The sequence below is a fragment of the Wenzhouxiangella sp. YN1 genome (assembly GCF_056324145.1).
This window is the reverse complement of record NZ_JBJNIO010000136.1, coordinates 82,888-107,531: the sequence shown is the minus strand read 5'-3', so window position 1 is coordinate 107,531 and position 24,644 is coordinate 82,888. Positions and strand designations below refer to the sequence as shown.

Here is a 24,644-nt window from a genome sequence, read left to right as displayed (position 1 = left end):
GAGGAGAAGGAATGTACAAGGCTGGAAACAGTTCAGGTTTTTCTTTGATCGAGCTGCTGGTGGTGCTCATTATTCTGGGCCTGATTGCCGGCCTGGTGGTGCCCAATATCATGCAGCGCGGCGAGGACGCCAAGCTGCGCGCCGCCGATGCCGAGGTGCAGCGCCTGTCGATGGCCGTCGACGAGTACTACCTCGACAACGGGCGTGCACCCCGCGAATTGCGCGAGCTGGTCGAAAAGCCCGGGAATGCCAGCAACTGGAACGGCCCTTACGTCAACGAATCCAACCTGAAGGATCCGTGGGACAACGCTTACCAGTACCGCTATCCCGGCGAGCATCGGTCTTTCGATATCTGGTCGAACGGTGCCGACGGCTCGCCTGGTGGTGAGGGTCCCAACGCGGAAATAACCAACTGGGACTGACTTGCGCGCGCTGATCGGTATTCGTCGCCTGCCAGTCCGAACCCGCGATGGCGGGTTTTCGCTGTTCGAGCTGATGGTGGTGATGGTGCTGGTCTCGCTGCTGTTTGCCGTCATCGGCGTGTCGGTCAGCCGCTCGGTGCGGGGCGCTGAAATCCGCAACGCCTCGCGCGAGATCGTTGCCGGCATTCGTCATACGCGTGGCCAGGCCATCATTCAGCGCCAGCAGCAGGTCTTCCGCGCCGATGCCGATGCGCGCACCTGGACGGCGGCCGGGCGCGAGCCGGTAGAGCTGCCGGAGGGGCTCGAGATCATTCTCGAAACCGCGCGTTCGGAAATGACCGGTGAGAACGCCGGCGGCATCCGCTTCTACCCCGATGGCGCCTCGACCGGCGGCAGCGTCGAGCTGCTGGCCGGCGAGCGCAGCTGGGCGATCGAGGTCTCCTGGCTGACCGGTGAAGTGAGCATCAACCGGGACGCGGATGATGCGTGAGTGGCCAGCCATGCACAAGGGGCGAGGCCAAGTCGCTGTGCAGCACTTGCGGCGGCGTCCGCCAGGCCTTGGATCGGGATTCCTCTCCAGTAGGCGTCTGGAGACCGGTCGGGCAGGTCCCGGATCGGGGTCCGGGACGCCCTGTCGGCGTGGCCGACAGGGCGGCTTCACCCTGATCGAGGTGATGGTCGCCTTCATGGTCTTTGCGCTGCTGTTCGGCGTGGTGCTGCAGATTCTGTCCACCTCGGTCGGCAACACGCGCCTGTCGGGCGACTACACCCAGGCGGCGCTGTGGGCGCAGTCCCGGCTCGACACCCTGGGAATCGAGCGCATGATCGAGCCGGGCGTTACCCAGGGCCGCTTCAATGAGGAGTTCTCCTGGGTCATGGAGGTGAGCGAGACCGAGGTCATCGACGAACGCGCTCTCGACATGACCCAGGAGCTGCCGATCGCGCTGTATCACGTACGCTTGACCGTCGAGTGGGCCAACGGCCGGCGCCAAGCTGTTTTCGACACCCTGCGCTCGGTCGATGTGCATTGGGAAGAGCGGCAGATGCAGATGGGCGGCGGGCCGCGACCGTGACGGCCTTCCTGCCCTTAGGTTCAGGTTCGCAACTTCGTCGGGGAGGTCCCGGATCGGGGTTGCCCTCCGGTTCAAGCTTGCAGCTTCATCAGGGAGGTCCCGGATCGGGGTTGCCCTTCGGTTCAAGCTTGCAGCTTCATCAGGGAGGTCCCGGATCGGGGTCCGGGACGCCTTCGCGCGCGCCAGGCGCGCGCGAAGGCGGCTTTACTCTGATCGAGGTGCTGCTGGCCATCGCGCTGGTGTCGATCATCATGGCCATGGCCTACGGCGGCTTTCGCGCCAGCGTGCGCGCGACCAGTTCCGGCGAGGCCGTCATTGAACAAACCAATCGTCTGCGCGTGGTGCAGCAATTCATGCGCCGTCAGCTGATGCAGGCGCGCGCGCTCATCATCGAAGAGTTCGAAGACGGCGAGATCGTCCGCTTTGAGGGCGAGCGCCAGCGCCTGCGTCTGGTTTCGCCCATGCCGGGTTATCTCAGCTACGGCGGCCCGTATGTTCAGGAGTTTCGGCTCGAGCGCGGCAACGACGGGCTCGAGCTGGTCTATTACTACGCCATGCTCAACGGCTACGAACCCGGTGATCTCGAGCGCACCAGCGACGGCCGCGTGCTGATGAAGGATCTTGACGGCGGCGAGTTCATCTTTCTGGGCGAGGATCCCGAAACCGGCGAGACGTTCTGGACCGACTTCTGGGAAGAGCCCGAGCGCCTGCCGCTGGGCGTCGGTGTGCTGCTGGATCTGGGTTCGTCGCGCGGACTGGTCTGGCCGGATCTGATCGTGCCGGTGATGGTTGACTCCAGCGATCACAGGCGCACCCGCACCATTCAGCGCGCCAGCGACATGCTTCGGCCTCGGCAGGGGCGGGGTGCCAACCGATGACGGCCGGCATGGCAAGGCAGGGCGGTATCGCGCTGATTGTCGTCCTGTGGGTGCTGGTGCTGATGACCATCATCGTGGGCACCTATGCCGTGCTGGCCCGCACCGAGAGCCTGCAGTCGCGCTTTCTGTTCGACACCACCCGCGCGCGCTATGCCGCCGAGGCCGGTATTCATCGGGCAGCCTACGAAATGCGCAATCCTGATTTCGAAACCCGCTGGGTGCCTGACGGGCGCCCGTACGTCATCGGGTTCGGGGCCGCCGAGGTCGAGATCCGGGTCACCGACGAGTCCGGCAAGATCGATCTCAACAGCGCGGATCCGGAACTTCTGTCCAATCTGTTCATCTCACGAGGGATGGAAGAGACCGAGGCGTGGTATCTGGCCGATGCCATTGCCGACTGGCGCGACGAGGACGATCTGCCCCGGCTCTACGGCGCCGAGCTGGCCGAATACGAGTCAGCCGGGTATCCTTACGGCCCGGCCAACGAGCCCTTTGGCTCGGTTGACGAGCTGCAGCAGGTCATCGGCATGAGCTGGGATCTGTTCAAGGAGCTCGAGCCGATGCTGACCGTGGATTCCAGCGGGCGTTTCAACCCGGCCTTTGCCTCGGCCGAAGTGTTGGCGGCTGACCCCGAGATCGGCGTCGAGGAGGCCAATGCCTTTGTCGAAGAGCGCTGGCAGGTTCATCCGCGCGATCAGCAGGCGCTGTTGATGCCCGACGGCACGATGGTCAACTTGCAAGGGGGTGGGCGGACCTTTAGCATTCGCTCGCGGGCGGTGCTGGATTCCGGAACCTGGAGTGAAGTGCAGGCCACCATCGAGCTGGGTGGCAACCGGCGCGGCCGTCCCTTTAAAGTGCTGCGCTGGCGAGACAACGTCGAGGACCGATGAATCAGAGTGCCATCAACGACTACTGGGGCAGCCTGCTTGCCCGCTACCGGGCCGGGCCCCTGCCGGGCTTTCTGGCCTGGTGGCGCAGCGAGTTGGGCAGCCTGCTGCCGCGCAGCCTGCGCCGCCGGATGATTCCGCCGCGCCCCGAGCTGTGGCTCGAGCCGCAGCCCGACAGTCGGGGGCTGACCATCTGGGTGGGTGGCGACGAGCCGGCGCAGCGCGATTCGTTTGGCCATACCGAAGATGTGGGTCTGCTGCGTGACCGCTGGCAGGAAGTGTTCGCCGGCTTTGACGATGGGCCGCCGGAAATCCGTCTGTGCCTGCCGGAAAGTGATGTGCTGCGCTGCCCGGTCGAGCTGCCGCTGGCGGTGGAATCCAATCTGGACGAATCGCTGCGCTACCAGCTTGACCAGCTCACGCCCTTCAGTGCCGATCAGGTTTATTTCGACTACACCATCGTCGAGCGCGACGCCGAATACGGCCGCCTCAAGCTGGAACTGCGCCTGGCGCTGCGCTCGCGCGTGGATGAGTTGATCGAGCGCCTGCACGCCATCGGCATTCGTCCGCACGCCATTGACTGCCTGGCGCGCGACGCCGCCGCGCCGGCCTGCGAGGGCTTCAACATGCTGCCGCTGGCCGAGCGGCCCCGCTACATCTATCGACGGGCCCGCATCAACTGGCTGCTGGCCGGTGCCCTGGTGCTGGTGCTGGCCGTGGTGATGTTCGAGTCGCTTTACATGCATCAGCGCACCGTCGATCGCCTTGAAACCGAAGTGGAGGCGCTGCGCGGCGAGGCCGATCAGGTCATGGCGCTTCAGCGCGAGCTGCAGGACGCTCTTGCGGCCGCCAACTTTCTGGCCGAGCGCCGCCGCCAGCAGCCGGTCAGCGTCCAGGTGCTCGATGAGCTCACCCGCATCCTGCCCAATGATATCTGGCTGATGCAGCTGCAGATGCGCGGCAATGAGCTGCAGCTGCAGGGCCTGGCCGACCAGTCGCAGCGCCTGATCGAGCTGATCAACGAATCGGAGCTGCTCGCCGATGCCGAATTCCGCGGCCCGGTCAACATTGACAAAAGGAGCGGGCGTGAGCGCTTCAATGCGCGCGCGCGGATCACAAGCGGAGGAGGCGAGCATGCAGCTGCTGCCGGATCTGGAGAATAATCGCCCGCTGGCCATCGCCCTGCTGGTGATCGTGCTGATCGTGGTCTACTTCATCGGGTTTCACTGGTTCGTGGTGCGGCATCTGGAGGCGGCCGAGGAGGTTGATGCACTTGAAGAGCATGCGGCGCGCTTCAAGGCTGCCGTGGCCCGTCGGCCCGATCTGGAGGAGCGGCTCGACGAGCTTCAGGCCGAGCGCCTGGACAGCGCCCTGTTTCTGCCGGAGTCGAATTTCAACGTCGCGGCCGCCGGGCTCACGCGCCGGCTTCGGGATATCATCCAGCGCGAGGCCGACGATACTGACTTGTGCCGTATCGTTTCGACCACCAATCGCAGCGGCGACGGTGATGATGAGCGGTTCGAACAGGTCACGCTCAACGTGCGCCTGAACTGTCCGCTGCCGGATCTCACCCGCATTCTCTACCAGCTGGAAGACAACGTGCCGCTGATTTTTGTCGACAACATGATCATCAATCAGCGCACGCCCGCCGATCGTGCGGGGCGGCGCGGCAGCGACGGCTACGGCCAGCTTGACGCGCGCTTCGATATCTACGGCTTTTTGTCCGAGCAGGCCGAGGGCTGAGCATGTTCGATCTGCAGCGTAATCTGCTCACCACCCTGCTGGGCGCCGGCATCGGCACGCTCGCGTTTGCCGGCGTGGCCATTGCGCTGCTGATGGGCCGGCCCGATGTTGCAGCCATCCAGCCCAGGGGCGACACTTCGGCCCCCCAGGGGCAGGTTGACGCGCCCGAGACCGGCCTGAAGGAGTTTTCTGCCTACTCGGCCATCATCGAGCGGCCGGTGTTCTTCTCCGACCGTCAACTGCCGGTGGTCGAGGCGCCGTCCGAGCCGGAGCAGCTGGCCGAGCAGGAAGACGAGGCCGAGGAGATCTCGGACCTCGAGGCTGCGGTTGCAGGTATCGTGATCACGCCCGAGATGAAGCTGGCCATGATCACCGACGAGCAGGCCGGCAAGACCCTGGTGCTGCGCGAAGGCATGAGCCTGGAGGGCGAGCAGGCGGCCTGGAAGCTGGACGCCATTGAGCCGCGGCAGGTCAGCTTTGTTTCCGTCGACGGCCGACGCAGCGAACTTGAACTGAAGGTCAATACCAGCGGTCTCAAGGCCCCGGTGGTGGCGCAACAGTCCCGGGAGCGGGCCGCGGCCGAGCAGTCCGCCGCGGCCGAGGAAGAGGCCGAGCCCGTCAACCGCCAGCCCGAGGCCAGCGAAGAAGCGCGTGCCCGGGCCGAGGAAATCCGCCGTCGCGTCGCCGAACGCCGCGCCCAGCTGCGGGCCGAGGCCGAACGGCGCGCGCGTCAGAACGAGCAAAAACAGGACAATGATGGCTGAGCAAACCCGATATCCAGTGACCCGTTTCCGGCCCGCGCTGACGGCCCTGCTGCTTGCCAGCCTGGCGCTTGGCGGCTGCGCCGCCATGGGCGAGCGCAGCGACGACGCCGACCGCACCCGCCTCAAGCCCGGTCAGAGCGCCGTTGAGCCGCAGAATCGCCCGCCTGATCGCGAGGGCATTCAGCTCGGCATGGACGAGCAGCCGAGTGACGAGGAGGGCACGTTCGAGGCCACCGAGGTCTATCCCGGCGACGGCGTGTTCATCAACGAAAGCGCTGTCAGCCCGCGCGCCGAGCCGCCCGGGGCGGACGGTGAGATCACGCTGAACTTCGAAGGGCAGGGCATCCAGGAGGTCGTTCAGGCGATTCTGGGCCACATGTTCGAGGAAAATTACATCATCGCGCCGGGCGTCAGCGGCGAGGTCACTTTTTCCACCGCCAAGCCGATCAAGCGCGACCAGGTCATGCCCATCCTTGAAATGCTGCTGCGCTGGAACGGCGCCACGCTGATCTGGCGCGAGGGCAGCTACCACGTCGTGCCGATCTCGCAGGCGGTGGCCGGCAACCTGGTGCCGCGCTTCGACTCGGCCAGCCGGGCACGGGGTTACGAAGTGCTGGCGGTGCCGCTGGAATTCATTTCGGCCGGCAAGATGGCCGAGCTGCTGGAGCCCTGGGTCAAGGAAGACGCCGTCTTCAACGCCGACAATGCCCGCAACCTGCTGTTTCTGGCCGGCACCCGTTTCGAGCTCAGCAACTACCTGCAGATTGTCCAGACCTTCGACGTCGACTGGCTCGAAGGCATGTCCGTGGGCATTTTCAACCTCGAGCGTCTTGAGGTCGATGAGCTGCTGCCCGAGCTCGAGGGCGTGTTCGGCGAAGAGGGTGAGACCCCGCTGGCCGGCATGTTCCGTTTCATGCCGCTGGAACGCCTCAACGCCATCATGGTGATTACGCCCAGCGAACATTATCTGGATGAGGCCGAGAAGTGGATCAAGCGCCTCGATCGCTCCAGCGCTCAGGGCGGTGCGCGGCTCTACGTCTACCGCGTCAAGAACCTCGAGGCCGACGTGCTGGCCGGCTATTTGGGCGACCTGTTTGGCACGAGCGGGGGCGGCGGCCGGCGCTCGCGTGAATCCGGGGGCTCACTCGCGCCCGGCCTGGAGCGGGCGCAGGCGTCCAGCATCAGCGATTTTCAGCAGTCGCGTGCCGGTGGTCGCGACAACAACAGCCAGAGCAGCAGCCGGTCCAGCGCCGGCGGTATGTCGTTGGGCGAAGACGGCGACGTGCGCGTCACCGCGGTGCAAGAAACCAACTCTCTGCTGATCCAGGCCTCGCCCAGCGACTACGATGGCATCCTTTCGGCCATCGAGCGCCTCGACGAGGAGCCTCTGCAGGTGCTGATCGAGGCGCAGGTGCTCATCGTCGAACTCAACGATCGCCTGCGCTACGGCGTCAACTGGTTTCTTTCCGGTGAGCACCCCGATGGCGAAAACGGACCCAGCCTGCCGGACGGCTTTGCCGAGTCGCGCGACAAGAACTTCCTCCAGCTTGGCGGCCAGGAAACATCGGATGTGCTGGGGACCATTACCCGCCGCGGAGTCGGCCGCACCTTCGTTGCCGCCACTATTGATGCTCTTGAATCAGTCTCGAACGTGCGCACGATCTCTTCGCCCAGCCTGGTGGTGCGCAACAATTCCGACGCCACCATCAACGTCGGCGAGCAGGTGCCCGTCCAGTCGACCAGCTTTATCGGCGGCTCGGGCGATGGCAGCCGCTTCGGCAGCGTTCAGTATCTCAATACCGGCACCATTCTCGAGGTGACCCCGCGCGTCAATCCGGGTGGCCTGGTCTATCTGAGCCTCAGCCAGGAAGTGTCTTCACCGGGTGAGCGCCCTGCCGAAGGCAGCAACACCAATCCGCCGGTCAATACCCGCAATCTGCAGACCGAGGTCGCGATCCAGTCGGGCCAGACCATCATGCTGGGCGGAATGATTCGCGAAGAGACCAGCGACAGCCGCAGCGGCGTGCCGGGTCTGCAGCGCATTCCGTTTCTGGGCAGCCTGTTCCGAAGCACCCGGCGTGAAAGCATTCGCACTGAAACCCTGGTGCTGATCACCCCTACAGTGGTCGAGTCGACCAACCAGCTCAAGCGCGTCTCCGACGACGTGCGGAGCCAGTTCGAGGCGCTGCGCCCGTTACGTAACCTGCAGGGCCCCACGTCCGATGCCAACTGATCGTCGATCATGTCATACAAGCCAACCACCCAACGGGAGATCCTCAGCACCATGTCTTGTGCCGTCAAACGCAGTTATCGCGCGCCGCTGGCGCTTGTTGCCACCCTTGCTGCCCTGCTGCTCATCGCTTGCCAGCCCGAAGCGCCGGAGCCCGAGCTCAGCGACGAAGAAGTCGTCAGCCAGCGCGCCCAGGCCTGGTGGCAGGCCATGGTCGAGCGCGATTTCGAGCGCGCCTGGGAATACACCACCCCCGGCTTTCGCCAGGAAACCCCGAGCGAGCGCTACGCAGCCAGTCGCTCCAGTCGTCGCTTGCAATACCTTGACGCCCGTGTGGCCAGTGCCGAATGTGAGGGTGATCGTTGTGAGGTCGCCGTCGAGGTCACCTATCGCCCCGCCGGCGCGCCCGGTCCATTGTCGAATGCGAAGATGAAGACCACTAGCAAAGAACAATGGATTCGCATCGACAAGCAGTGGTGGCGGGTGATTTCGGGATAGGTTACAATCGCGAACGAGCGCCGGATGAGTGCGCGTCGAGGTTTTTCGTCGCGAAAGTCGCCTCCGGCATTGCTTTACATGAGGGCATCGTTTAGCATAAAATCCGAACTGTCCGGGTTCATGTCCGTAAACGGTCAGGCTCGGGCGTAAGTTCGCACAGAGCCCTGTGTCCAACAACTTTAGGAGTGTTGTAATGAAAAGAAATACCTTGACGACTGCAGTGCTTGCAGGTCTGACGGGCGTGGCGGGGATGGCCAGCGTAGCCAGCGCCGTCAACGTCAATCCCGATGGCCTGGGTCAAGTTCTGCTCTACCCGTACTACACCGCCCGCGCGGAAAATGACACCATGATCTCGGTGGTCAACACGACCAACTCGGTCAAGGCGGTCAAGGTGCGCTTCCTTGAAGCGCTGAACTCGCGCGAAGTCCTTGACTTCAACCTGTACCTGTCGCCCTACGACGTCTGGACGGCCGGGGTTACCGACCTGGGCGGCGGAACGCCGGGTATCCGTACCTTCGATACCTCTTGCACCGTGCCCTACTTCCAGGGCGGCACCCCTGGCGATGCCGGCGAACAGGAGTTTCTTGACTTCCAGTACACCGGTCCCAATGCTGATGGGGCTACCGGTGCCATTGAGCGTGCAGCTTCCGGCTACATCGAGCTGATCGAGATGGGTACGGTTGTTGACCCTGTCCTGGCTGCTGCAGCCACCCACGACTCCGCAGGTGTGCCGGCGGGTTGCGCTGGGCTCTCGGCGGCATGGAGCAGTGGCGGTGAGTGGGCAGGCGACTCCACCTACGGTATGGACGGCGCCAATGGCGGCCTGTTTGGTGCAGGCTCGATCATCAATGTTGATGAAGGCACGATGATCAGCTACAACGCTACGGCTTTGGATGCCTTCTGGGAACTGGGTGCGTTCAACCACACTGACCCGGGCAACCTCGCGCCTGACCTCAACTCCGGCACTCCCCAGAGCACCATCTTCTATGCCGGCGGTGCCGACACGCAGATCTGGTCCGCTGGTGGTTACGCCGTTGACGCTGCTCTCAGCTACGATCTGATGTACAACGAGTTTGTTGCGGATCCGGACGTGGGTGCCAACTCAGAGTGGGTCCTCACCTTCCCGACGAAGCGTTTTCACGTCGACAAGGCCCCCGGCAACCCCGCGCAGCTGGGTGACGTTGAGCCGTTCACCGACACCTGGACCAAGGATGCTCCGGGAGGCTGTGAAGTCTTCGCCTTTGACTTCTGGGATCGCGAGGAAGGTCAGCTTGCCCCAGGCGGCCCGATCGTATCTCCGCGCCCCCCCACTCCGCAGGGCTTCCAGCTTTGCCGTGAGGCCAACGTGATCCGCTTCGGTCATTCGGACGGGCCGGACAACACCGAGATCCTCAAGGAAGTGCAGCGTTCAGGTGCCTTGGGTTACGTCAACTTTGACCTGCCTGAAGGCTTTGATGAGGGCTGGGTGCGCTTCAATCTCGGCTACGACGACAGTAGCGGCGGCGATCGCCTGAGCGTGCCCGCGGCAAGTGGTGACCAGTATCGTGGTCTGCCCGCCATTGGTTTCTGGGCCAATACCGTCCAGAACGGCGAGCTCGCGGCTGGTGTGCTGAGCAACTACGGTGCGGCCTATCAGCACCGCGGCAGCCGCCACATCGTCACCTCGTAAGCAAGCGGCAACCTGTTGACCCCAAGTTGGGGGTCAATGATGCCAAGAAAGTCAAGGGCCACCCACCGGGTGGCCCTTTTCTTTCGCGGAACCAACAACCTGTATCCCGGTCTTAACATTGATTATGCTGTTTTCTAACGCAGCAGTTTGATAGACTTCAGCCTGAGCTTACAACCTAGCCGTCGGATCAGAAGCCATGAGAAACGCCCGCAAACGAGATCAGTACTGCAACATCGCCCTGAGGTCTTCCGGTGACCCCGATTGGCGCCTCGGTCGCTTGGCCGTCGCTGGAGCTCTCCTTTTATTCGCCGGACTTGCGTTCGCGCCGGCCGCTGCCCAACAGCTCATCGTCAACGGCGAGCCCGTCTGTCATTTCTCCGAACAGGGCACGGCTCATATCGACGGGGATCGCAACCTGGTTATCAACGATAGCGAGTGCGAGATTGAGCAGGGTGAGGCACCGTCGAAGCCTACGCTCACCGTCTCCCCCAGCAGCGTCAACCCCGGCGGTAGCGTAACCGTGGAATGGGGGTCGACCGACGCGAATAGTTGCCAGGCTGGGGGTGACTTGCCGGGCTGGGCCAGCGGCTCGCGCTCCGCTTCCGGCACTAAGATAGTGTCCGTTGCCGGCTCGACCGCGGCAGGCAGCTATGCGGTCAAGCTGCGCTGCAGCAATGCTCACGGCACATCTTCCTGGGCCAGCAAAGCTGTTACCGTAGTGGACCCCGGCGGCAGTCCGCCCGCCGAGTGCAGCAGTCGCAGCGCGCACCCCACTCTCGAGCGTCAATACGACGTCGAGTTTCAGAGCTCCACCCACCATACCTTCGACAGCCTGTTCGGAGAATGGCCGGGTACCATGAATACTAGGGAGCTCTACGTGCGCCGCGGCCATTACGGTGCGCTGGAATTCAATGCAGGCAACTTCAGTCCCAGTGACGGTACATACGTGATGTTTCAGGGGTTTTCGACTCAGTTTGGCGGCTATTCGATGGGTCAGGCCAACATGTTGGTAACCGTCTCCACTTGCCCCGGAGATTTCAACAAGCAGGCGATTGAAAATGATCCGAAGCTCGAAGGTAACTGCTTCTGGACGCCCGGTGAGAGTACTTCTGCCAGGGTATACGCAAAGCCTTACCCTTTCCAATGTGCCATCCAGCCAAATCAGACTTATTACTATAATTTTGTATCGATTCCGGACGAGGGCGCGGGCAGCAATCCGACGGAAAACGACGATCTGATCTGGGGATGTCCTGAAGAGAAAGACGCCTGTGGTGCCAGAATGCAGATCAATAGAGCTGGCGTGTGGTAAGGCAACTTATCGTGTTGATGGTTAAAATACTGCGCTCGCACTTCCGGTTGCGGGCCGGGACAAATTCCACCGGCCTGCGGCCGTTGCGCCGGTGGCCGGCCGCTATCGCTGCCTTGACGGCAGTGCCGATGCTGGCCGCCGCTCAGATCCAGCCCGGGCAGTCCATCGGTGAGATCAGGGTGCCCGACTCACCGGTGTTTGCCACTCTGGGCGAGGTGACGCTGACTCAAGCGGACGTCGATGCATTCATCCGCCAGCGCATTCCCGAGGCGGAGCGCACCGGTGTGCTGCGGGACCCCGAGCGTATCGCTCGACTAGTCGAGCAACAGTTTCTCGTGCTTTTGCTGGCCGAACAAGCCTTGCAACAGAACGTTATCGAGACCCCGGAAACGGAAGCCGATCTTTACCATTTGACCACCCGCTATCTGGCTGAGCGGGAGCAAGAGCGCTACATGGCTGCCAACCGGCTTGACAGCTACGAAGCCCAGGCGAAAGAGCTGCAAATCATGGAGCCTGATCTGGTGGGGCCGGACGAACGCGTCGATTTTGATCACTTCCTGATTTCGTCCGGTCGCGACCGCTCGGTAATGGAAACCACCCTCCTGGCTGCGGATCTGTATGAAAAGCTCGAGACGGGAAAATTGAGCCTTGATGAGCTTATCAAGGAGCATTCGGAAGACCCCGGGGCGGATGACAATCAGGGCCATTATCGGGACATTGACCCCGGTACCCTTGAGGATGCTGTTGCCGAGAAGCTCGAGGAGCTTGAAATCGGCGAGATCTCCCAACCTTTCAGTTCCCGCTACGGCTGGCACGTTGTTCGACTGATTGAGCGCAAGGAAGTACCCCTGAGCAAGGCTGATCGTCAAGAACGCTATGCCCGGATTGCGGAACAGCGCCATCTCAGCCGCCTGCGGGAGAACTACATGCGCAGCCTCCTGGATCAGCCCTTCGACATAGAACCCGGTGCCGTGCGCGACCTGATGGCTCGTTATGGCGCAGAAGTCGAGGACGTGGAAGCCTACAGTGAGCAGCTGGCGCCGGCAGACAGTCAGGCCAAGAGCGCAGGTGACAACGAGCGCTAGATCGGCATCCAGCGGCGTCCGCTCCGCGTCCAGTCTGCTTTCGCCCGACCTGTTCTTCTCGCTCACCGCGCGTGAGCTGCGGTCGCGATTCATCGGCAGCGCCAGCGGCTGGATCTGGCTGATTCTCAACCCGCTGCTGCTGTTGGCGGTTTATTCCTTCGTTTTCGGCGTGATTTTCCAGGCCCGGGTACCGCCGGGCCTGGATGTTCCTTTCGTTGCCTGGCTGGCCGTTGCGCTCTGGCCGTGGCTGATGTTTTCAGAAGGGGTGCTCACGGGTGCCAAAGCCATTCGTGACCATGCCGCGCTGATCTCGAAGGTCGCGCTTCCCAGAGAGTTGCTGGTGCTGGCATCGGTGTCAGCTGTTTTCGTGCTGCACCTCACTGGCTATCTGGCCGTGTTCGTGGTGCTCGCGCTTTTGGGCATCGAGCTGCACTGGTTGGGGCTTCCGAGGCTGCTGTTGGCGCTACTCAGTCTGTATGTGCTGACCACCGGGCTTGCCCTGGGGCTTTCGGCTATTCAGATTTATGTTCGTGACCTCGAGCAGGCGCTACCGACGCTGTTCATGTTCTGGTTCTTTCTGACGCCGATTCTGTACGCGCCATCGCTGCTGCCGGCAGAATATGCCGGCTGGCTGAACTACAATCCGATGACCTGGTTCATGGCGGAGATTCGCGCAGGCGTTCTTCATGGTCAGGCTGTGCCCGGCGGGCCCGCACTGATTCTGTTGGCGGGTGGGCTGCTGGTGGTCTGGCTGGGTCGGCAGGTCTTTCGCCGCCTGAGTCCGCACTTCGAGGACTTTCTGTGACTCGACCGCTCTTGCGCCTAGATAACGTTTCCAAGCACTATCCACCGACGGTCAATTCCGGCGAGCGCTTGAAGGCTTTCTGGCAGCTGCTGTGGCGCGGCCAGGCCGAAGGCGGTACCTGCGTTCTCGAAGACATCAGTTTCGCGATTCAACCGGGTGAGTCCATGGCGTTGATCGGCGCGAACGGAGCCGGAAAGTCCACCCTGCTCAAAATCATTTCCAGCGTGCTGGCGCCGACCAGCGGCCGCATCGAAAAAAATGGGAGCGTTGCCGCGCTGTTAGAGCTTGGCGCCGGGTTCGACCCCGAATACACCGGGCTGGACAACTTGCGCATGAACGCAGCCTTTCTCGGTTTGACGGCAAAACAGGTTGACGAGCGTCTAGACGATATATTGGCGTTTGCCGATATTGGCGAGTCGATTCACGAACCGATCAAGCACTATTCCTCTGGCATGGTTGTGCGACTGGGTTTTGCCGTGGTCGCTTCAGTCAAGCCCGATCTGCTGATCACCGACGAGGTGCTGGCGGTGGGTGACGAATCGTTTCAGAAAAAGTGCATTCGCTGGATCGAGAGCTATCTGGCCGACGGCGGCACCATGCTGATGGTCTCGCACAGCATGTATCAGGTGCAGAAGCTGTGCCGGCACGCGTTATGGCTCGACCGGGGGCGGGTGGCAATGTACGGTGATGTATTCGACGTGAGCCAGTCTTACCTGGCCTGGCACGAGCGCAAGGATGCTCAGGAAGCCGAACACGGCCGCAACACCAGCGCCGTCTACCGGATCCGGAAGATTGAACTGGGGACGGGTGACATACGTGAGCCGTCGCTTGCCGCCGGCGACACGCTGGACGTTCACTTGCAGCTGACAGCGCCCGACGGCCGCGCGCCTGAGGTGCTGGTCGGGATTGTTCGCGCCGACGGCACCCCGGTCTACGGTGTGGCCACCGACCACGATGAATTTCAGGTCGAAGTCACGGCTGATCAGGAGGTGAGCCTGCAGCTGCGCTTTCCGGATCTGGCGCTATTGCCCGGCGGCTACGCGGTGCGGGCGCATACCCTGGACCCCGAGGGCCTGCGCATACACGACACTCAGGAAAACCTGTTTACCGTGACCGGCCGCACCCGCGAGCTTGGCCTGGTGCGGCTGGCCCATCAGTGGCGGCAACCATGACCACCATCGTGGTTCCCGTATTCAACGCGCCCGAAGCCACGCGCCGCTGTCTGAAGGCCCTGGAGGAGACGGTGCCGGCCGCGCAGCCGGTCATCGTCATTGATGACGCCTCTGATCAGCCCGCCACCCGCGAAGTAATGGAGGATCTGCCGGAGCAATGGACACGGGTGCGCAACCAGCGCAATCTCGGCTTTGTTGCCACGGCCAATCTGGGAATGACGCTGGCATCCGGCCGCGACGTGGTGCTGCTCAACGCCGACACCGAGGTGACCCCCGGCTGGCTCGAGGCGATCGAGCGCTGCGCTGAATTCGACTCCACCATTGCCAGCATCACGCCGCTGACCAATAACGGCGAAATCGCCTCGATTCCGGAGTTTTGCCGGAACAATCCGTGGCCGCGAAAGCCGTACCGCTGGGCCGCGGCGTGCCGCCAGGCCGGGCCACCCGAGTACCCGGAAGTGCCAACCGGTGTCGGTTTCTGTCTGTATCTGCGCCGCCGGGCGATCGAGGAAGTGGGCCTGTTCGACGAGCCGGCCTTCGGGCGCGGCTATGGTGAAGAAAATGACTGGTGCATGCGCGCCATACAGGCCGGCTGGCGCCACGTGATCTGCGACGACGCCTTTGTCGCCCACGAGGGCGGTGCCAGCTTCAGCCCGCTGGGCATCGCGCCCGGCGCAGAAGCGATGGATGCGCTGCTGGCGCGCCATCCTGACTACATGGATCACGTGCGCGCCTTCATCGACGCCGACCCGATGGCCGCGCGCCGCGAGCGAATCATCCAGGCCTATCGCGCCGCAGAGGCCTGATATCAACCCGGCATTAAAGTAGATTGCATTCAGCCGGAGGCGGGCCTTGCCGATGAGCATGACTTGCGATCGACCCGACAACGCTGCGCCGATTCCTGCGCCAGCGGTTAAACTGGGCTGTGAACATCATCAACTCTTGAGCCATGTCCCAGCCATCCCTTGAATTCACTGGTGAGCGTTTCACCCCCGAATGCGTGCGTGAAATGGCCTATGAGCACTGGCACCGCTATGCCTGGGCCGCCGGGCTGGTAGACGGCCTCGAGGTGCTTGATGCGGCCTGTGGAGAGGGCTATGGCAGTTCCCTGCTGGCCGCCCGGGCGGCCGCGGTAGTCGGCCTCGATATCGGCGCAGACGCGGTGGCTCACGCCCGTGAACGCTACCCGCACGGCAACCTGCAGTTTGACCACGGTGATGCCACGCAGCTGCCCTATGCGGACCGCTGTTTTGATGCCGTCGTGTCGTTTGAAACGCTCGAGCATCTCGAGGCTCAGGAAACGCTGCTGGCGGAGTTCCGACGCGTGCTGCGTCCGGACGGATTTCTGATCATTTCCTCGCCAGACCGCAAGACCTATAGCGACCAGACCGGCTACAACAATCCCTATCACGTCCGCGAGCTCTACCGCGGAGAGCTCGAGGCTCTGTTATCCAGCGTGTTCCCGAGCTACCGTCTCTATGGTCAGAAGCTGATGTTTGCCTCGGCCATGTGGGATTTGAATGCCGGCCAGGGCAGCCAGTTTCTGCTCAACGACGACAGCGTCATCGAGCGCAGTGAGCTCCCCAGCCTGCCGCCGCTCTACTACATTGCCGTGGCGGCGCAGAACGAAGCCTCGCTGCCTGCCGCACCCGCGTTGTCGCTTTACGGCGACCGCGAGGAATCAGTCTACAGCCATTACAACGACGAAGTCGCCAGGCACATTCGTGCTGGTCACCTGCTGGCCGAGCGCGAAGCCGAGATCCAGCGCCTGAGAGCGCAGCTCGAACGCCCCTGGTGGCGGCGCCTGCTTGGCGGCTCATGAACGGCAAGACAGAGGCAATCGCACGCGTTACCGCGGTGATCGTCAACTACAACTCCGGCCGTTGGCTAGCACGCTGTATCGAAAGCCTGCGGGGGCCGGGTCGTTCGGCGCCGAGCGTGGTCGTGATCGACAACGCCTCGACCGACGGCAGCATCGATATCCTCGACGCCGCCGACGGTCTCACGGTGCGCCGGGCGCATCGCAATCTGGGCTTCGGTCGAGGCGTCAACCAGGCGTTGCGCAAGATCGATACGGAGTATCTTCTGATCATCAATCCGGACTGCCTGCTCACCCCCCACTCGCTGGCACGGCTGATCGATGAGCTCGATCATCACCCTGACGCCGCGCTGGCTTCGGGCCGGGTGTTCGACATGAGCGGGCGCGAGCAGCGGGGCAGCCGGCGACGCCTGCCCACCCGTCAGCAGATCCTTTCGGAGGTGATGCCGTTCAGCCAGGTCAACGGCATCGATCTGACGCACGAGCCCGTACCCGATCAGCCGGTGGATGTCGACGCCGTCTCCGGCGCCTGCATGCTGATGCGCACCAGTGCGCTGAAGAAGATCGGTGGTTTTGATCCCCGCTTCCACATGCATTTCGAGGATCTTGACGTCATGGCCCGTCTGCATGCCGCGGGCTGGCGCATCCGCCTGGTGCCCTCGGTTTTCGTCTCCCACGCCGGCGGCGTGTCGTCCCGGCGCCGTCCGCTGGCGGTGCTCTGGGCCAAGCATCAGAGTCTCTGGCGCTACCTCAACAAGCACTGCAGCGAAGACTGGAGCGGGTTCAGCCGCGCCCTGTGGTGGTTGTTCATCCAGCTGCACGCCATCGTGATGACGCCGGTCAGTATGATTACGCGAACATGAGTGACGCCGCAATCATCCTGCTGCTGGGCGCGAGCGGGTCCGTAGGGCAGTACTTTCTCGGCCGCACGGCCGATCAGAGCGTGCACACCATTGCCGTATCTCGGCAAGACCCGACTCGCTCTTGGCCGCATGTGACCTGGCTACAGCATGATCTGGAGCGAAATCCCGCCGACGCCAGGGCCGGCACGCTGGTCAGCTTCGGCCCGCTGGCGCATGCGCTGACCCAGGTGAGCCAGAGCATAGGCCTGGGCCGCGTGATCGCGCTGAGCTCGGCGAGCACCCTGTTCAAGAAAGGCTCGCCCGATCGCGGTGAGCGCCGCCAGATACAGGCACTGATTCAGTGTGAAGAGGCGCTGAAAAAAGTCTGTGGCGAGCGCGATATCGTGCTCACCTTGCTCAAGCCCACCATGATCTACGGCGGGCAGGATGCAAACGTCAGCCGCATCGCCGGCCTGATGTCCAGGCTGCCTTTTGTGCCTTACGCCGGACGTGGCCTGCGCGCGCCGGTCCACGCCGACGACCTGGCCCGGCTGGCCGTCGAATGCGCCATCTCCGGATCCAGAAGTGCTGGTACCTGGCTTCTGGGCGGCGGCGAGACCTTGACCTATCCCGCCATGCTCGGACGCGTTGCCGCCGCGGAGGGCCGCAATCAGCGCCTGTTGCGCCTGCCGACGGCCTTGATGAACGTGGTGATCCGCCTGGCGCACCGGACTGGCCGCATGACCGACATCAAACCTGCCATGATCGAACGCCAGCGCATGGATCTGGTGGTCGACGACACACCGGCGCGCGAGCAGCTCGGGTGGAATCCCAGGCCGTTTCGGCCCTAGGCGGGATTTGAACGTGGCGCAGGTCGGGGTGTTCTACGCGCCGGGTCGTGGGCGAGGCTGATGGCGCTCGGCACATTGTGGGTCTCGAGAATTCATAAAGTCAGAATTCAAAGTCAAAGGCGTTTCGCCCGCCTGCTTCGCAGGCTGATGGCGAGTGACTTTTTTCCAGAGCCAAAAAAGTAACCAAAAATCGCTCTTTAAGTTCAACGTCAAGATCCCACGCTTTGTTGTCTTGAGGATTTGCATTATGTGCGGGCTGGCCCCTCGGTGCAGGGGCTTTGCTATGGCCCGGCTGGTCGCGTGGTGCCCAGGCTATTTCTCGAAAGTGGCCATGGGAAGAATCAAGGGCTTTCGTTCCAGGCAGCAACCGCGCCTTGCGAGCCACCGGCACAACCTTGGCGCCAGCACCTGTAGGAGCGGTCTCCAGACCGCGATACGGCGCTGATCGAAGCCGGGTCGCCCTCTTGCGGGCTTCGTCCTATCCCGGCTATCGCCACCAGATCCACCGACCGAGCCCTCGCGAAGCCCGCTCCCCGAAGGGGCCAGCCACCTCCCGGTGCAAGTCCTGAAACCCCGAAACGTGGGATCTTGAAGTTGACTTTAAAGCGCGCTTTTTCGTGCCTTTTTTCGCGCAGGAAAAAAGGTACCCGCCCAAAGAGCTTGCGAAGCAAGCCGGGCGGAACGCCTTTGACGTGTCGAAGTCACCAAAGCAACCGGTGGCACCAACCTCTCAGCCAACCAACTCAGACCCCGCAGCCCCGGACTCGATCCGGGGCATTCTGGACGCTGGCGCCACTGGCAGGAAGATCCCGGCTCGCAGGCCGCGAATGCGGCAGCAAACTCCCAGCCAACCAGGGCCCGACTAACCTTTCAGCCGTTTGTATTTCATCCTGCGCGGGCCGGCCTGATCGCCGTGACGACGCTTGTAGTCTTTTTCGTACTCGCTGAAGTTGCCCTCGAACCATTCGACGTGGCTGTCGCCTTCGAAGGCAAGCACGTGGGTGGCGATGCGGTCGAGGAACCAGCGGTCGTGCGAGGTCACCAGTACGCAGCCGGGGAAGGCAAGCAGCGCTTCTTCCAGCGCGCGCAGGGTCTCGACGTCGAGGTCGTTGGTGGGTTCGTCGAGCATCAGCACGTTGGAGCCCGACTGCAGCACTTTCGCCAGGTGCACGCGGTTGCGTTCGCCGCCGGAAAGCTGGCCGATGCGCTTTTGCTGCTCCGAGCCCCTGAAGTTGAAGCGGCTGGCGTAGGCGCGGGCCGGAATGCGGTAGTTGCCGACGTGGATTTCGTCGGCACCGTCGGAGATTTCTTCCCAGACCTGGCGGTCGTCCTGCAGGCTGTCGCGCTTCTGGTCGACATAGCCCAGCTGCACCGTGTCGCCAACTTCAATGCTGCCGCTATCGGGCTGCTCCTGACCGGAGATCATGCGAAACAGCGTGGTCTTGCCGGCGCCGTTGCCGCCGATGATGCCGACGATGGCGCCCGGCGGCACCTTGAAGCTCAGGTCTTCGATCAGCAGGCGGTCGTCATAGCCTTTGTACAGGCCGTTGACCTCGATGACCTTGTCGCCCAAGCGCGGGCCCGGCGGAATATAGATCTGCTGGGTTTCATTGCGCTTCTGAACTTCTTTGGAATTGAGTTCTTCGAACTGCCTCAGGCGCGCCTTGGATTTGGCCTGGCGGCCCTTCTGGTTGGAGCGTACCCATTCCAGCTCGTGTTTGATTTCCTTCTGGCGTGCCTGCTCCTGCTTTTCTTCCACGGCCAGGCGGGCTTCCTTCTGCTCCAGCCACGAGGTGTAGTTACCTTCGAAGGGAATGCCGTGGCCGCGGTCCATTTCCAGGATCCAGCCGGCAACGTTGTCGAGAAAGTAGCGGTCATGCGTCACCGCCATCACGGTGCCGGGAAACTCGTCGAGGAAGCGTTCCAGCCAGGCTACCGACTCGGCGTCGAGGTGGTTGGTGGGCTCGTCGAGCAGCAGCATGTCGGGCTTGGAAAGCAGCAGGCGGCACAGCGCAACGCGGCGGCGCTCGCCACCGGACAGGACCTTGATCTTCGAATCCCATTCGGGCAGGCGCAGCGCGTCGGCAGCGACCTCCAGGGTGCGCTCGATCTCCCAGCCGCCGGCCGAATCGATCTTGTCCTGCAGCTCGGCCTGCTCGGCCAGCAGCTCGGTCATTTCTTCGTCGTCCATCGGCTCGGCGAATTTCTCGGCAATGTCCTCGAAGCGCTCGAGCATGTCGCGGAGTTCGCCGACGCCGTCCATGACCGCCTCGCGTACCGTCTGGTCTTCGGGCAACTCGGGTTCCTGCGGCAGGTAGCCGATGCGGATACCGGGCTGCGGCCGGGCTTCACCGTCGAATTCCTTGTCAACGCCGGCCATGATGCGCAGCACCGTGGACTTGCCCGCGCCGTTGAGCCCCAGCACGCCGATCTTGGCGCCGGGAAAGAACGACAGGGACACATCCTTGATCAGCGTGCGGTTGGGCGGCACCACCTTGGAAACGCGGTGCATGGTGTAGACGTACTGGCTCATTGTGCTCTGGGCTGGTTGGGTGCCAATTGAGGGATGTGGGGGCGAGTCGCTGGGAATGCCAGATGGTTATCGAGTGTAAAGTGCTCAGTGTGAAGTGTGAAGGAAACCCGAAACCCGCGTTACTTCATACTTCACACTTTACACTTCACACTCGGAGCATGTCCTTGATGCGAGTTCTGGTCACCGGCGGCGGCGGTTTTCTCGGGCGCGCGATCGTTCGCCAGCTTCTCGAGCGCGGCGATAGTGTCTCGTCCATCAGTCGTTCCGACTATCCGGAGCTGGCTGAGCTTGGCGTGATCTGCCATCGCGGCGACATGGCCGATCGCGAGGCGGTGATGGCGGCCGTTGACGGCGTCGAGGCGGTGATACACGTGGCCGCCAAGGCCGGCCCCGGCCTGTATTGCCCGGACTTTTTCGCGGCCAATGTCGACGGCACCCGGAACGTCATCGACGCCTGTCGGCACCACGGTGTGCGTTATCTGGTGCACACCTCCTCGCCCAGCGTGGTGCACGCCGGCGGCGATATCGAAGGCGGTGACGAGTCGTTGCCGTATCCGCCGGAGTTTCCGGCGCCGTACCCGGCCACCAAGGCCGAGGCCGAGCACCTGGCGCTGGCCGCCAACGGTGGTGACCTGAAGACCTGCGCCCTGCGACCGCACCTGGTCTGGGGGCCGGGTGACAACAATCTGCTGCCGCGCCTGGCCGAAAGAAACCGCACCGGAAGGCTGAAGCTGCCCGCGCCGGACAGGCTGATCGATACCGTCTACATCGACAACGCTGCTGAGGCGCATCTGCTGGCGCTCGACAATCTGACCGGTGCGGCCACGGCCGCGGGCAAGGCTTATTTCATTACCAACGGCGAGCCACTGGCCGTGGGTGAATGGCTCGAGCGACTGCTCGCCGCCAGCGGCGAGACGCCGCGACTGGGGAGAATCTCACCGCGCCTGGCCATGGCTGCGGCTACCCTGGTCGAAGGGGTCTGGCGGGGGCTGCGGCTCAAACGCGATCCGCCGCTGTCGCGCTTTGTCGTCGAGCAGCTGGCCACGGCGCATTGGTTCGATATCACTGCCGCGCGGCGCGACCTCGGTTACGCGCCGCGGGTGAGCATTGACGAGGGCATGCGACGTTTGGGCGACGCGTCATAACCCCCGCCGCCGCGCCCAGCGATTGATGCGCTCGATACGGGTGCGCCGTACCAGATGGCGGTCGAGTTTGTCGACCCGGTCGTAGCTGCCGTACTTGAGTTTGACCCAGCCGTTGAGGTCGATCTGGCGCAGGTAGTTGAACAGTCGACGGTTGAGGGGACGCCAGCCGGATCGTTGAACCACCGATGTGCCCAGATCAATGATGACCGGGCGACCATCGGCGGAAATCATCACGTTCTTGCGGCTTTTGAGGTCGCCATGGGCAACGCCACGGGCATGCATGGCCGCAAGAATCTGCTGCATTTCGTCGAAGAAGGTTTCCGGATCTGCGGGTGCCGCGTGCCGGAGCAGCGGGCCGTCGATGTACTCGAGCGCCAGGTAACACTGTCGGAACAGACCATGACAGCGCGGAAACCCGGCCAGCCCTTGAACATGGCGGTAGGCGTTGAATTCGCGCAACAAGGAAAACTGACGAGCGCGCCATACCAGGCCGCGGCCGCGCGGGGTTTTCACTGCCAGGTCAAGGCCGTTGCCGGTGACGCGCACCACTCGGCCCTGGTTGCTTTGCGCGACCAACGGCCAGTCTTCGGGGTTGAAATCCTCGAAAAGGCGCGCGAGCGCTGCGGATTCGGAGGCGGCCAACGACATGCGGCCATCATAGCCGAACCGCCGCCGCCTTCCGCGTGGATGGGCTGTCAGGCAGTTTGGCTCCCGGGGGCTCGAAAAGCAGCCGGAGGGGCCCCATTATACGCAGCATCAAAGTTGCCTCACTAGGGATTGATAGCAATGCCGATTTATGAATACCGCTGCCAGTCGTGCGGCCATGAACTCGAAGAACTGCAGAAGATGTCCGACCCGCCCCTGGTTGACTGCCCTGAATGCGATCAACCGGAATTGACCAAGCTGATCTCCGCAGCCGCGTTCCGCCTCAAGGGCAGCGGCTGGTACGAAACCGATTTCAAGAAGGACAATCGCCGCAACCTTGCCGGCGACGGCAAGCCCGAGACGAAGAAGTCCGACGGCGCGTCCGCTTCGAAATCCGGCGGCCAGCCGACAAAGCCCGGCGACAGTGGCGGTGCCGGCGCGCCGGCCGGACAGGCGACCTGACCGATGCGCTCTCACCTTTGTGGACAAGTCAACGAGACGCTCGACGGCCAGACGGCGACCGTCTGCGGCTGGGTCAACCGCGCGCGCAACCTGGGCGGCCTGGTCTTTGTCGGCCTGCGCGACCACGCCGGCGTGTTGCAGGTGGTGGTCGAACCCGACAACGAGCCGGCTTTTGCCGAAGCCGAGAAGCTCAGGAACGAGTTCTGCGTGCGTATCACCGGACGTGTGCGCATGCGGCCGGAAAGCCAGTGGAACGCCGACATGCCCACCGGCAAGGTCGAGATGGTGGCCGACTCGGTCGAGATCATCAGCGCGGCAGCGCCGCTGCCGCTGTTGATGACCGACGAAGACGGCGAGGAAGTGCGGCTCAAATATCGCTACCTGGATTTGCGCCGACCGCGGCTGCAGCGCAATCTCAGGCTGCGCTCGCAGCTTGTCGGTGCGATCCGGCAATTCCTCGATGCGCGCGATTTCATTGATGCCGAAACCCCGATCCTGACCCGCGCCACGCCCGAGGGCGCGCGCGACTATCTGGTGCCCAGCCGCGTGCAGACCGGCAGCTTCTACGCGCTGCCGCAGTCGCCGCAGTTGTTCAAGCAGCTCCTGATGATGGCCGGACTCGATCGCTACTACCAGATCGCGCGCTGCTTTCGTGACGAGGATCTTCGCGCCGACCGCCAGCCCGAGTTCACCCAGCTCGATATGGAGATGGCCTTTGTCGACGAGGCCGAAGTGCAGAACACGGCCGAAGCGCTGATCCGGCAGGTATTCAGGCAGGTGCTCGAGGTCGAGCTGCCCGACCCGTTCCCGCGCATGTCATACGCTGAGGCGATGTCGCGCTACGGCTCCGACAAGCCGGACCTGCGGGTCGATATGGAGCTGATCACCATCTGCAAGCAGGTCCGTCACGTCGAGTTCAAGGTCTTTTCCGGGCCGGCCAGCGATCCGGCCTCACGGGTGGCTGCCTTGCGCGTGCCCGGCGGTGCCAGGCTCACCCGCAAGCAGATTGACGGCTATACCGAATTTGTCGGCCGCTACGGCGCCAAGGGCCTGGCGTGGATGAAGGTCAACGATGCCACCGCAGGTCTTGAAGGCGTGCAGTCGCCAATCGCCAAGTTCCTAGACGAGCAGGCCGTCACCGGCATTCTTGAGGCCACCGGCGCTGCCGATGGCGACATCCTGTTCTTCGGGGCTGGTGAGAAGCCGGTGGTCAACAGCTTCCTGGGCGCGCTGCGGCTTGAGGTGGCCAAAGATCTCGAGCTGTACAACGAGGGCTGGAAGCCGCTGTGGGTCGTCGATTTTCCGATGTTCGAGTATGACGCCGAAGACGGTCGCCATTACGCCCTGCACCATCCCTTTACCGCCCCGGCGGTGGCCGACGGCGAGGCGCTGAAAGCCGAACCGGTCGAAGCGCTGTCGCGTGCCTATGACATGGTGCTCAACGGCTCGGAGATCGGCGGCGGCTCGATTCGTATCCACGATCCGAAGCTGCAGCAGGCGGCCTTCGACGTGCTTGGCATCGACGAGACAGAAGCAAAGGCCCGCTTCGGCTTTTTGCTCGAAGCGCTCAGATACGGCTGCCCGCCGCACGGCGGCATTGCCTTTGGTATCGACCGCATCGCCGCACTCATGGCTGGCGAAGACTCGATCCGCGAAGTGATCGCCTTCCCCAAGACCACCAACGCGTCGTGTTTGATGACGGGGGCGCCGGCGGCGGTGGAGGCAGAGCAGCTCAAGGAGTTGAAGCTGAAATTGCAGCCTTCCAAGACATGAACACCTTGGAAACGCAAAGCAGCGAAGCAGTAATGGGCG

General features: G+C 63.3%; 24 protein-coding genes. 22 read left to right on the top strand and 2 right to left on the bottom strand.

The annotated features are described in order from the left end of the window. The first annotated feature begins 11 nt into the window (after positions 1–11). The 19 genes from gspG to ACEWQZ_RS06575 all read left to right on the top strand — a co-directional run bounded on the left by gspG (position 12) and on the right by ACEWQZ_RS06575 (position 18,047). Positions 12–422 carry a type II secretion system major pseudopilin GspG gene (gene gspG, locus ACEWQZ_RS06665; RefSeq protein WP_476482297.1) on the top strand — a complete coding sequence of 137 codons (411 nt, stop codon included), beginning with the start codon at positions 12–14 and terminating at the stop codon, positions 420–422. Between the two features lies 1 nt (position 423). Beyond that, a complete protein-coding gene (locus ACEWQZ_RS06660) occupies positions 424–912 on the top strand; it encodes a GspH/FimT family pseudopilin (RefSeq protein ID WP_476482296.1) in 489 nt (162 codons plus the stop codon). Next, positions 902–1,495: a type IV pilus modification PilV family protein gene (locus ACEWQZ_RS06655; RefSeq protein WP_476482295.1), complete on the top strand. Its 594-nt coding sequence runs from the start codon at positions 902–904 to the stop codon at positions 1,493–1,495. The genes ACEWQZ_RS06660 and ACEWQZ_RS06655 overlap by 11 nt, the downstream gene beginning before the upstream one ends. Positions 1,496–1,623: 128 nt before the next feature. After that, positions 1,624–2,373, top strand: a complete 750-nt coding sequence (locus ACEWQZ_RS06650) for a prepilin-type N-terminal cleavage/methylation domain-containing protein (protein ID WP_476482294.1) — start codon at positions 1,624–1,626, stop codon at positions 2,371–2,373. Continuing rightward, the gene (locus ACEWQZ_RS06645; RefSeq protein ID WP_476482293.1) at positions 2,370–3,263 is read left to right on the top strand and encodes a type II secretion system minor pseudopilin; all 894 of its coding nucleotides are present in this window, start codon (positions 2,370–2,372) and stop codon (positions 3,261–3,263) included. Before ACEWQZ_RS06650 ends, ACEWQZ_RS06645 begins: the two co-directional genes overlap by 4 nt. Then, the gene (locus ACEWQZ_RS06640; RefSeq protein ID WP_476482292.1) at positions 3,260–4,423 is read left to right on the top strand and encodes a PilN domain-containing protein; all 1,164 of its coding nucleotides are present in this window, start codon (positions 3,260–3,262) and stop codon (positions 4,421–4,423) included. The genes ACEWQZ_RS06645 and ACEWQZ_RS06640 overlap by 4 nt, the downstream gene beginning before the upstream one ends. After that, positions 4,395–5,003 (top strand): type II secretion system protein GspM, encoded by a 609-nt coding sequence (gene gspM / locus ACEWQZ_RS06635; protein WP_476482291.1) that lies wholly within the window; start codon positions 4,395–4,397, stop codon positions 5,001–5,003. Before ACEWQZ_RS06640 ends, gspM begins: the two co-directional genes overlap by 29 nt. Positions 5,004–5,005: 2 nt before the next feature. After that, positions 5,006–5,767, top strand: coding sequence for a hypothetical protein (locus tag ACEWQZ_RS06630; RefSeq protein WP_476482290.1), 762 nt, complete (start codon positions 5,006–5,008; stop codon positions 5,765–5,767). Continuing rightward, positions 5,757–8,000: a type II secretion system secretin GspD gene (gene gspD, locus ACEWQZ_RS06625; protein WP_476482289.1), complete on the top strand. Its 2,244-nt coding sequence runs from the start codon at positions 5,757–5,759 to the stop codon at positions 7,998–8,000. The genes ACEWQZ_RS06630 and gspD overlap by 11 nt, the downstream gene beginning before the upstream one ends. Positions 8,001–8,009: 9 nt before the next feature. After that, the gene (locus ACEWQZ_RS06620) at positions 8,010–8,495 is read left to right on the top strand and encodes a hypothetical protein (RefSeq protein WP_476482288.1); all 486 of its coding nucleotides are present in this window, start codon (positions 8,010–8,012) and stop codon (positions 8,493–8,495) included. A gap of 193 nt (positions 8,496–8,688) precedes the next feature. Further along, positions 8,689–10,164, top strand: coding sequence for a hypothetical protein (locus ACEWQZ_RS06615; protein WP_476482287.1), 1,476 nt, complete (start codon positions 8,689–8,691; stop codon positions 10,162–10,164). A gap of 196 nt (positions 10,165–10,360) precedes the next feature. Further along, positions 10,361–11,473, top strand: a complete 1,113-nt coding sequence (locus ACEWQZ_RS06610) for a hypothetical protein (RefSeq protein WP_476482286.1) — start codon at positions 10,361–10,363, stop codon at positions 11,471–11,473. A gap of 128 nt (positions 11,474–11,601) precedes the next feature. Continuing rightward, positions 11,602–12,558, top strand: a complete 957-nt coding sequence (locus ACEWQZ_RS06605) for a peptidylprolyl isomerase (protein ID WP_476482285.1) — start codon at positions 11,602–11,604, stop codon at positions 12,556–12,558. Further along, the gene (locus ACEWQZ_RS06600; protein ID WP_476482284.1) at positions 12,542–13,363 is read left to right on the top strand and encodes an ABC transporter permease; all 822 of its coding nucleotides are present in this window, start codon (positions 12,542–12,544) and stop codon (positions 13,361–13,363) included. Before ACEWQZ_RS06605 ends, ACEWQZ_RS06600 begins: the two co-directional genes overlap by 17 nt. After that, a complete protein-coding gene (locus ACEWQZ_RS06595) occupies positions 13,360–14,535 on the top strand; it encodes an ABC transporter ATP-binding protein (protein WP_476482283.1) in 1,176 nt (391 codons plus the stop codon). Before ACEWQZ_RS06600 ends, ACEWQZ_RS06595 begins: the two co-directional genes overlap by 4 nt. Next, on the top strand, positions 14,532–15,341 hold the full coding sequence (locus ACEWQZ_RS06590) for a glycosyltransferase family 2 protein (RefSeq protein WP_476482282.1): 810 nt from the start codon (positions 14,532–14,534) through the stop codon (positions 15,339–15,341). The genes ACEWQZ_RS06595 and ACEWQZ_RS06590 overlap by 4 nt, the downstream gene beginning before the upstream one ends. A gap of 143 nt (positions 15,342–15,484) precedes the next feature. Then, positions 15,485–16,357: a class I SAM-dependent methyltransferase gene (locus ACEWQZ_RS06585; RefSeq protein WP_476482281.1), complete on the top strand. Its 873-nt coding sequence runs from the start codon at positions 15,485–15,487 to the stop codon at positions 16,355–16,357. Then, on the top strand, positions 16,354–17,217 hold the full coding sequence (locus tag ACEWQZ_RS06580; RefSeq protein WP_476482280.1) for a glycosyltransferase family 2 protein: 864 nt from the start codon (positions 16,354–16,356) through the stop codon (positions 17,215–17,217). The genes ACEWQZ_RS06585 and ACEWQZ_RS06580 overlap by 4 nt, the downstream gene beginning before the upstream one ends. Continuing rightward, entirely contained in the window at positions 17,214–18,047 is an 834-nt protein-coding gene (locus ACEWQZ_RS06575) for a Rossmann-fold NAD(P)-binding domain-containing protein (RefSeq protein WP_476482279.1), read from the top strand. Before ACEWQZ_RS06580 ends, ACEWQZ_RS06575 begins: the two co-directional genes overlap by 4 nt. Positions 18,048–18,909: 862 nt before the next feature. Here ACEWQZ_RS06575 and ettA read toward each other — a convergent pair. Beyond that, the gene (ettA, locus tag ACEWQZ_RS06570; RefSeq protein ID WP_476482278.1) at positions 18,910–20,580 is read right to left on the bottom strand and encodes an energy-dependent translational throttle protein EttA; all 1,671 of its coding nucleotides are present in this window, start codon (positions 20,578–20,580) and stop codon (positions 18,910–18,912) included. A 167-nt stretch (positions 20,581–20,747) separates the two neighbouring features. Here ettA and ACEWQZ_RS06565 point away from each other — a divergent pair, with 167 nt between their 5' ends. Further along, positions 20,748–21,725, top strand: coding sequence for an NAD-dependent epimerase/dehydratase family protein (locus ACEWQZ_RS06565; RefSeq protein ID WP_476482306.1), 978 nt, complete (start codon positions 20,748–20,750; stop codon positions 21,723–21,725). On the opposite strand, the gene ACEWQZ_RS06560 is transcribed toward ACEWQZ_RS06565, so the two are convergent. Next, positions 21,720–22,373, bottom strand: coding sequence for an RIO1 family regulatory kinase/ATPase domain-containing protein (locus ACEWQZ_RS06560; RefSeq protein WP_476482277.1), 654 nt, complete (start codon positions 22,371–22,373; stop codon positions 21,720–21,722). The two genes, ACEWQZ_RS06565 and ACEWQZ_RS06560, sit on opposite strands and share 6 nt — an antisense overlap. 138 nt (positions 22,374–22,511) lie before the next feature. Between ACEWQZ_RS06560 and ACEWQZ_RS06555 the strand changes: the two genes are divergently transcribed. Both ACEWQZ_RS06555 and aspS read left to right on the top strand, forming a co-directional pair. Continuing rightward, positions 22,512–22,832 carry an FmdB family zinc ribbon protein gene (locus ACEWQZ_RS06555; RefSeq protein WP_476482276.1) on the top strand — a complete coding sequence of 107 codons (321 nt, stop codon included), beginning with the start codon at positions 22,512–22,514 and terminating at the stop codon, positions 22,830–22,832. A gap of 3 nt (positions 22,833–22,835) precedes the next feature. Further along, on the top strand, positions 22,836–24,605 hold the full coding sequence (aspS, locus tag ACEWQZ_RS06550) for an aspartate--tRNA ligase (RefSeq protein WP_476482275.1): 1,770 nt from the start codon (positions 22,836–22,838) through the stop codon (positions 24,603–24,605). Positions 24,606–24,644 lie beyond the last annotated feature (39 nt).

Excerpts from the sequence above, each read along its gene's own strand:
- gspG (WP_476482297.1), top strand. The coding sequence starts at position 12 with ATGTACAAGGCTGGAAACAGTTCAGGTTTTTCTTTGATCGAGCTGCTG.
- ACEWQZ_RS06655 (WP_476482295.1), top strand. The coding sequence starts at position 902 with ATGATGCGTGAGTGGCCAGCCATGCACAAGGGGCGAGGCCAAGTCGCT.
- ACEWQZ_RS06645 (WP_476482293.1), top strand. The coding sequence starts at position 2,370 with ATGACGGCCGGCATGGCAAGGCAGGGCGGTATCGCGCTGATTGTCGTC.
- ACEWQZ_RS06640 (WP_476482292.1), top strand. The coding sequence starts at position 3,260 with ATGAATCAGAGTGCCATCAACGACTACTGGGGCAGCCTGCTTGCCCGC.
- gspM (WP_476482291.1), top strand. The coding sequence starts at position 4,395 with ATGCAGCTGCTGCCGGATCTGGAGAATAATCGCCCGCTGGCCATCGCC.
- ACEWQZ_RS06630 (WP_476482290.1), top strand. The coding sequence starts at position 5,006 with ATGTTCGATCTGCAGCGTAATCTGCTCACCACCCTGCTGGGCGCCGGC.
- gspD (WP_476482289.1), top strand. The coding sequence starts at position 5,757 with ATGATGGCTGAGCAAACCCGATATCCAGTGACCCGTTTCCGGCCCGCG.
- ACEWQZ_RS06620 (WP_476482288.1), top strand. The coding sequence starts at position 8,010 with ATGTCATACAAGCCAACCACCCAACGGGAGATCCTCAGCACCATGTCT.
- ACEWQZ_RS06615 (WP_476482287.1), top strand. The coding sequence starts at position 8,689 with ATGAAAAGAAATACCTTGACGACTGCAGTGCTTGCAGGTCTGACGGGC.
- ACEWQZ_RS06610 (WP_476482286.1), top strand. The coding sequence starts at position 10,361 with ATGAGAAACGCCCGCAAACGAGATCAGTACTGCAACATCGCCCTGAGG.
- ACEWQZ_RS06605 (WP_476482285.1), top strand. The coding sequence starts at position 11,602 with ATGCTGGCCGCCGCTCAGATCCAGCCCGGGCAGTCCATCGGTGAGATC.
- ACEWQZ_RS06590 (WP_476482282.1), top strand. The coding sequence starts at position 14,532 with ATGACCACCATCGTGGTTCCCGTATTCAACGCGCCCGAAGCCACGCGC.
- ACEWQZ_RS06585 (WP_476482281.1), top strand. The coding sequence starts at position 15,485 with ATGTCCCAGCCATCCCTTGAATTCACTGGTGAGCGTTTCACCCCCGAA.
- ACEWQZ_RS06580 (WP_476482280.1), top strand. The coding sequence starts at position 16,354 with ATGAACGGCAAGACAGAGGCAATCGCACGCGTTACCGCGGTGATCGTC.
- ACEWQZ_RS06575 (WP_476482279.1), top strand. The coding sequence starts at position 17,214 with ATGAGTGACGCCGCAATCATCCTGCTGCTGGGCGCGAGCGGGTCCGTA.
- ettA (WP_476482278.1), bottom strand. The coding sequence starts at position 20,580 with ATGAGCCAGTACGTCTACACCATGCACCGCGTTTCCAAGGTGGTGCCG.
- ACEWQZ_RS06565 (WP_476482306.1), top strand. The coding sequence starts at position 20,748 with ATGCGAGTTCTGGTCACCGGCGGCGGCGGTTTTCTCGGGCGCGCGATC.
- ACEWQZ_RS06560 (WP_476482277.1), bottom strand. The coding sequence starts at position 22,373 with ATGTCGTTGGCCGCCTCCGAATCCGCAGCGCTCGCGCGCCTTTTCGAG.
- ACEWQZ_RS06555 (WP_476482276.1), top strand. The coding sequence starts at position 22,512 with ATGCCGATTTATGAATACCGCTGCCAGTCGTGCGGCCATGAACTCGAA.
- aspS (WP_476482275.1), top strand. The coding sequence starts at position 22,836 with ATGCGCTCTCACCTTTGTGGACAAGTCAACGAGACGCTCGACGGCCAG.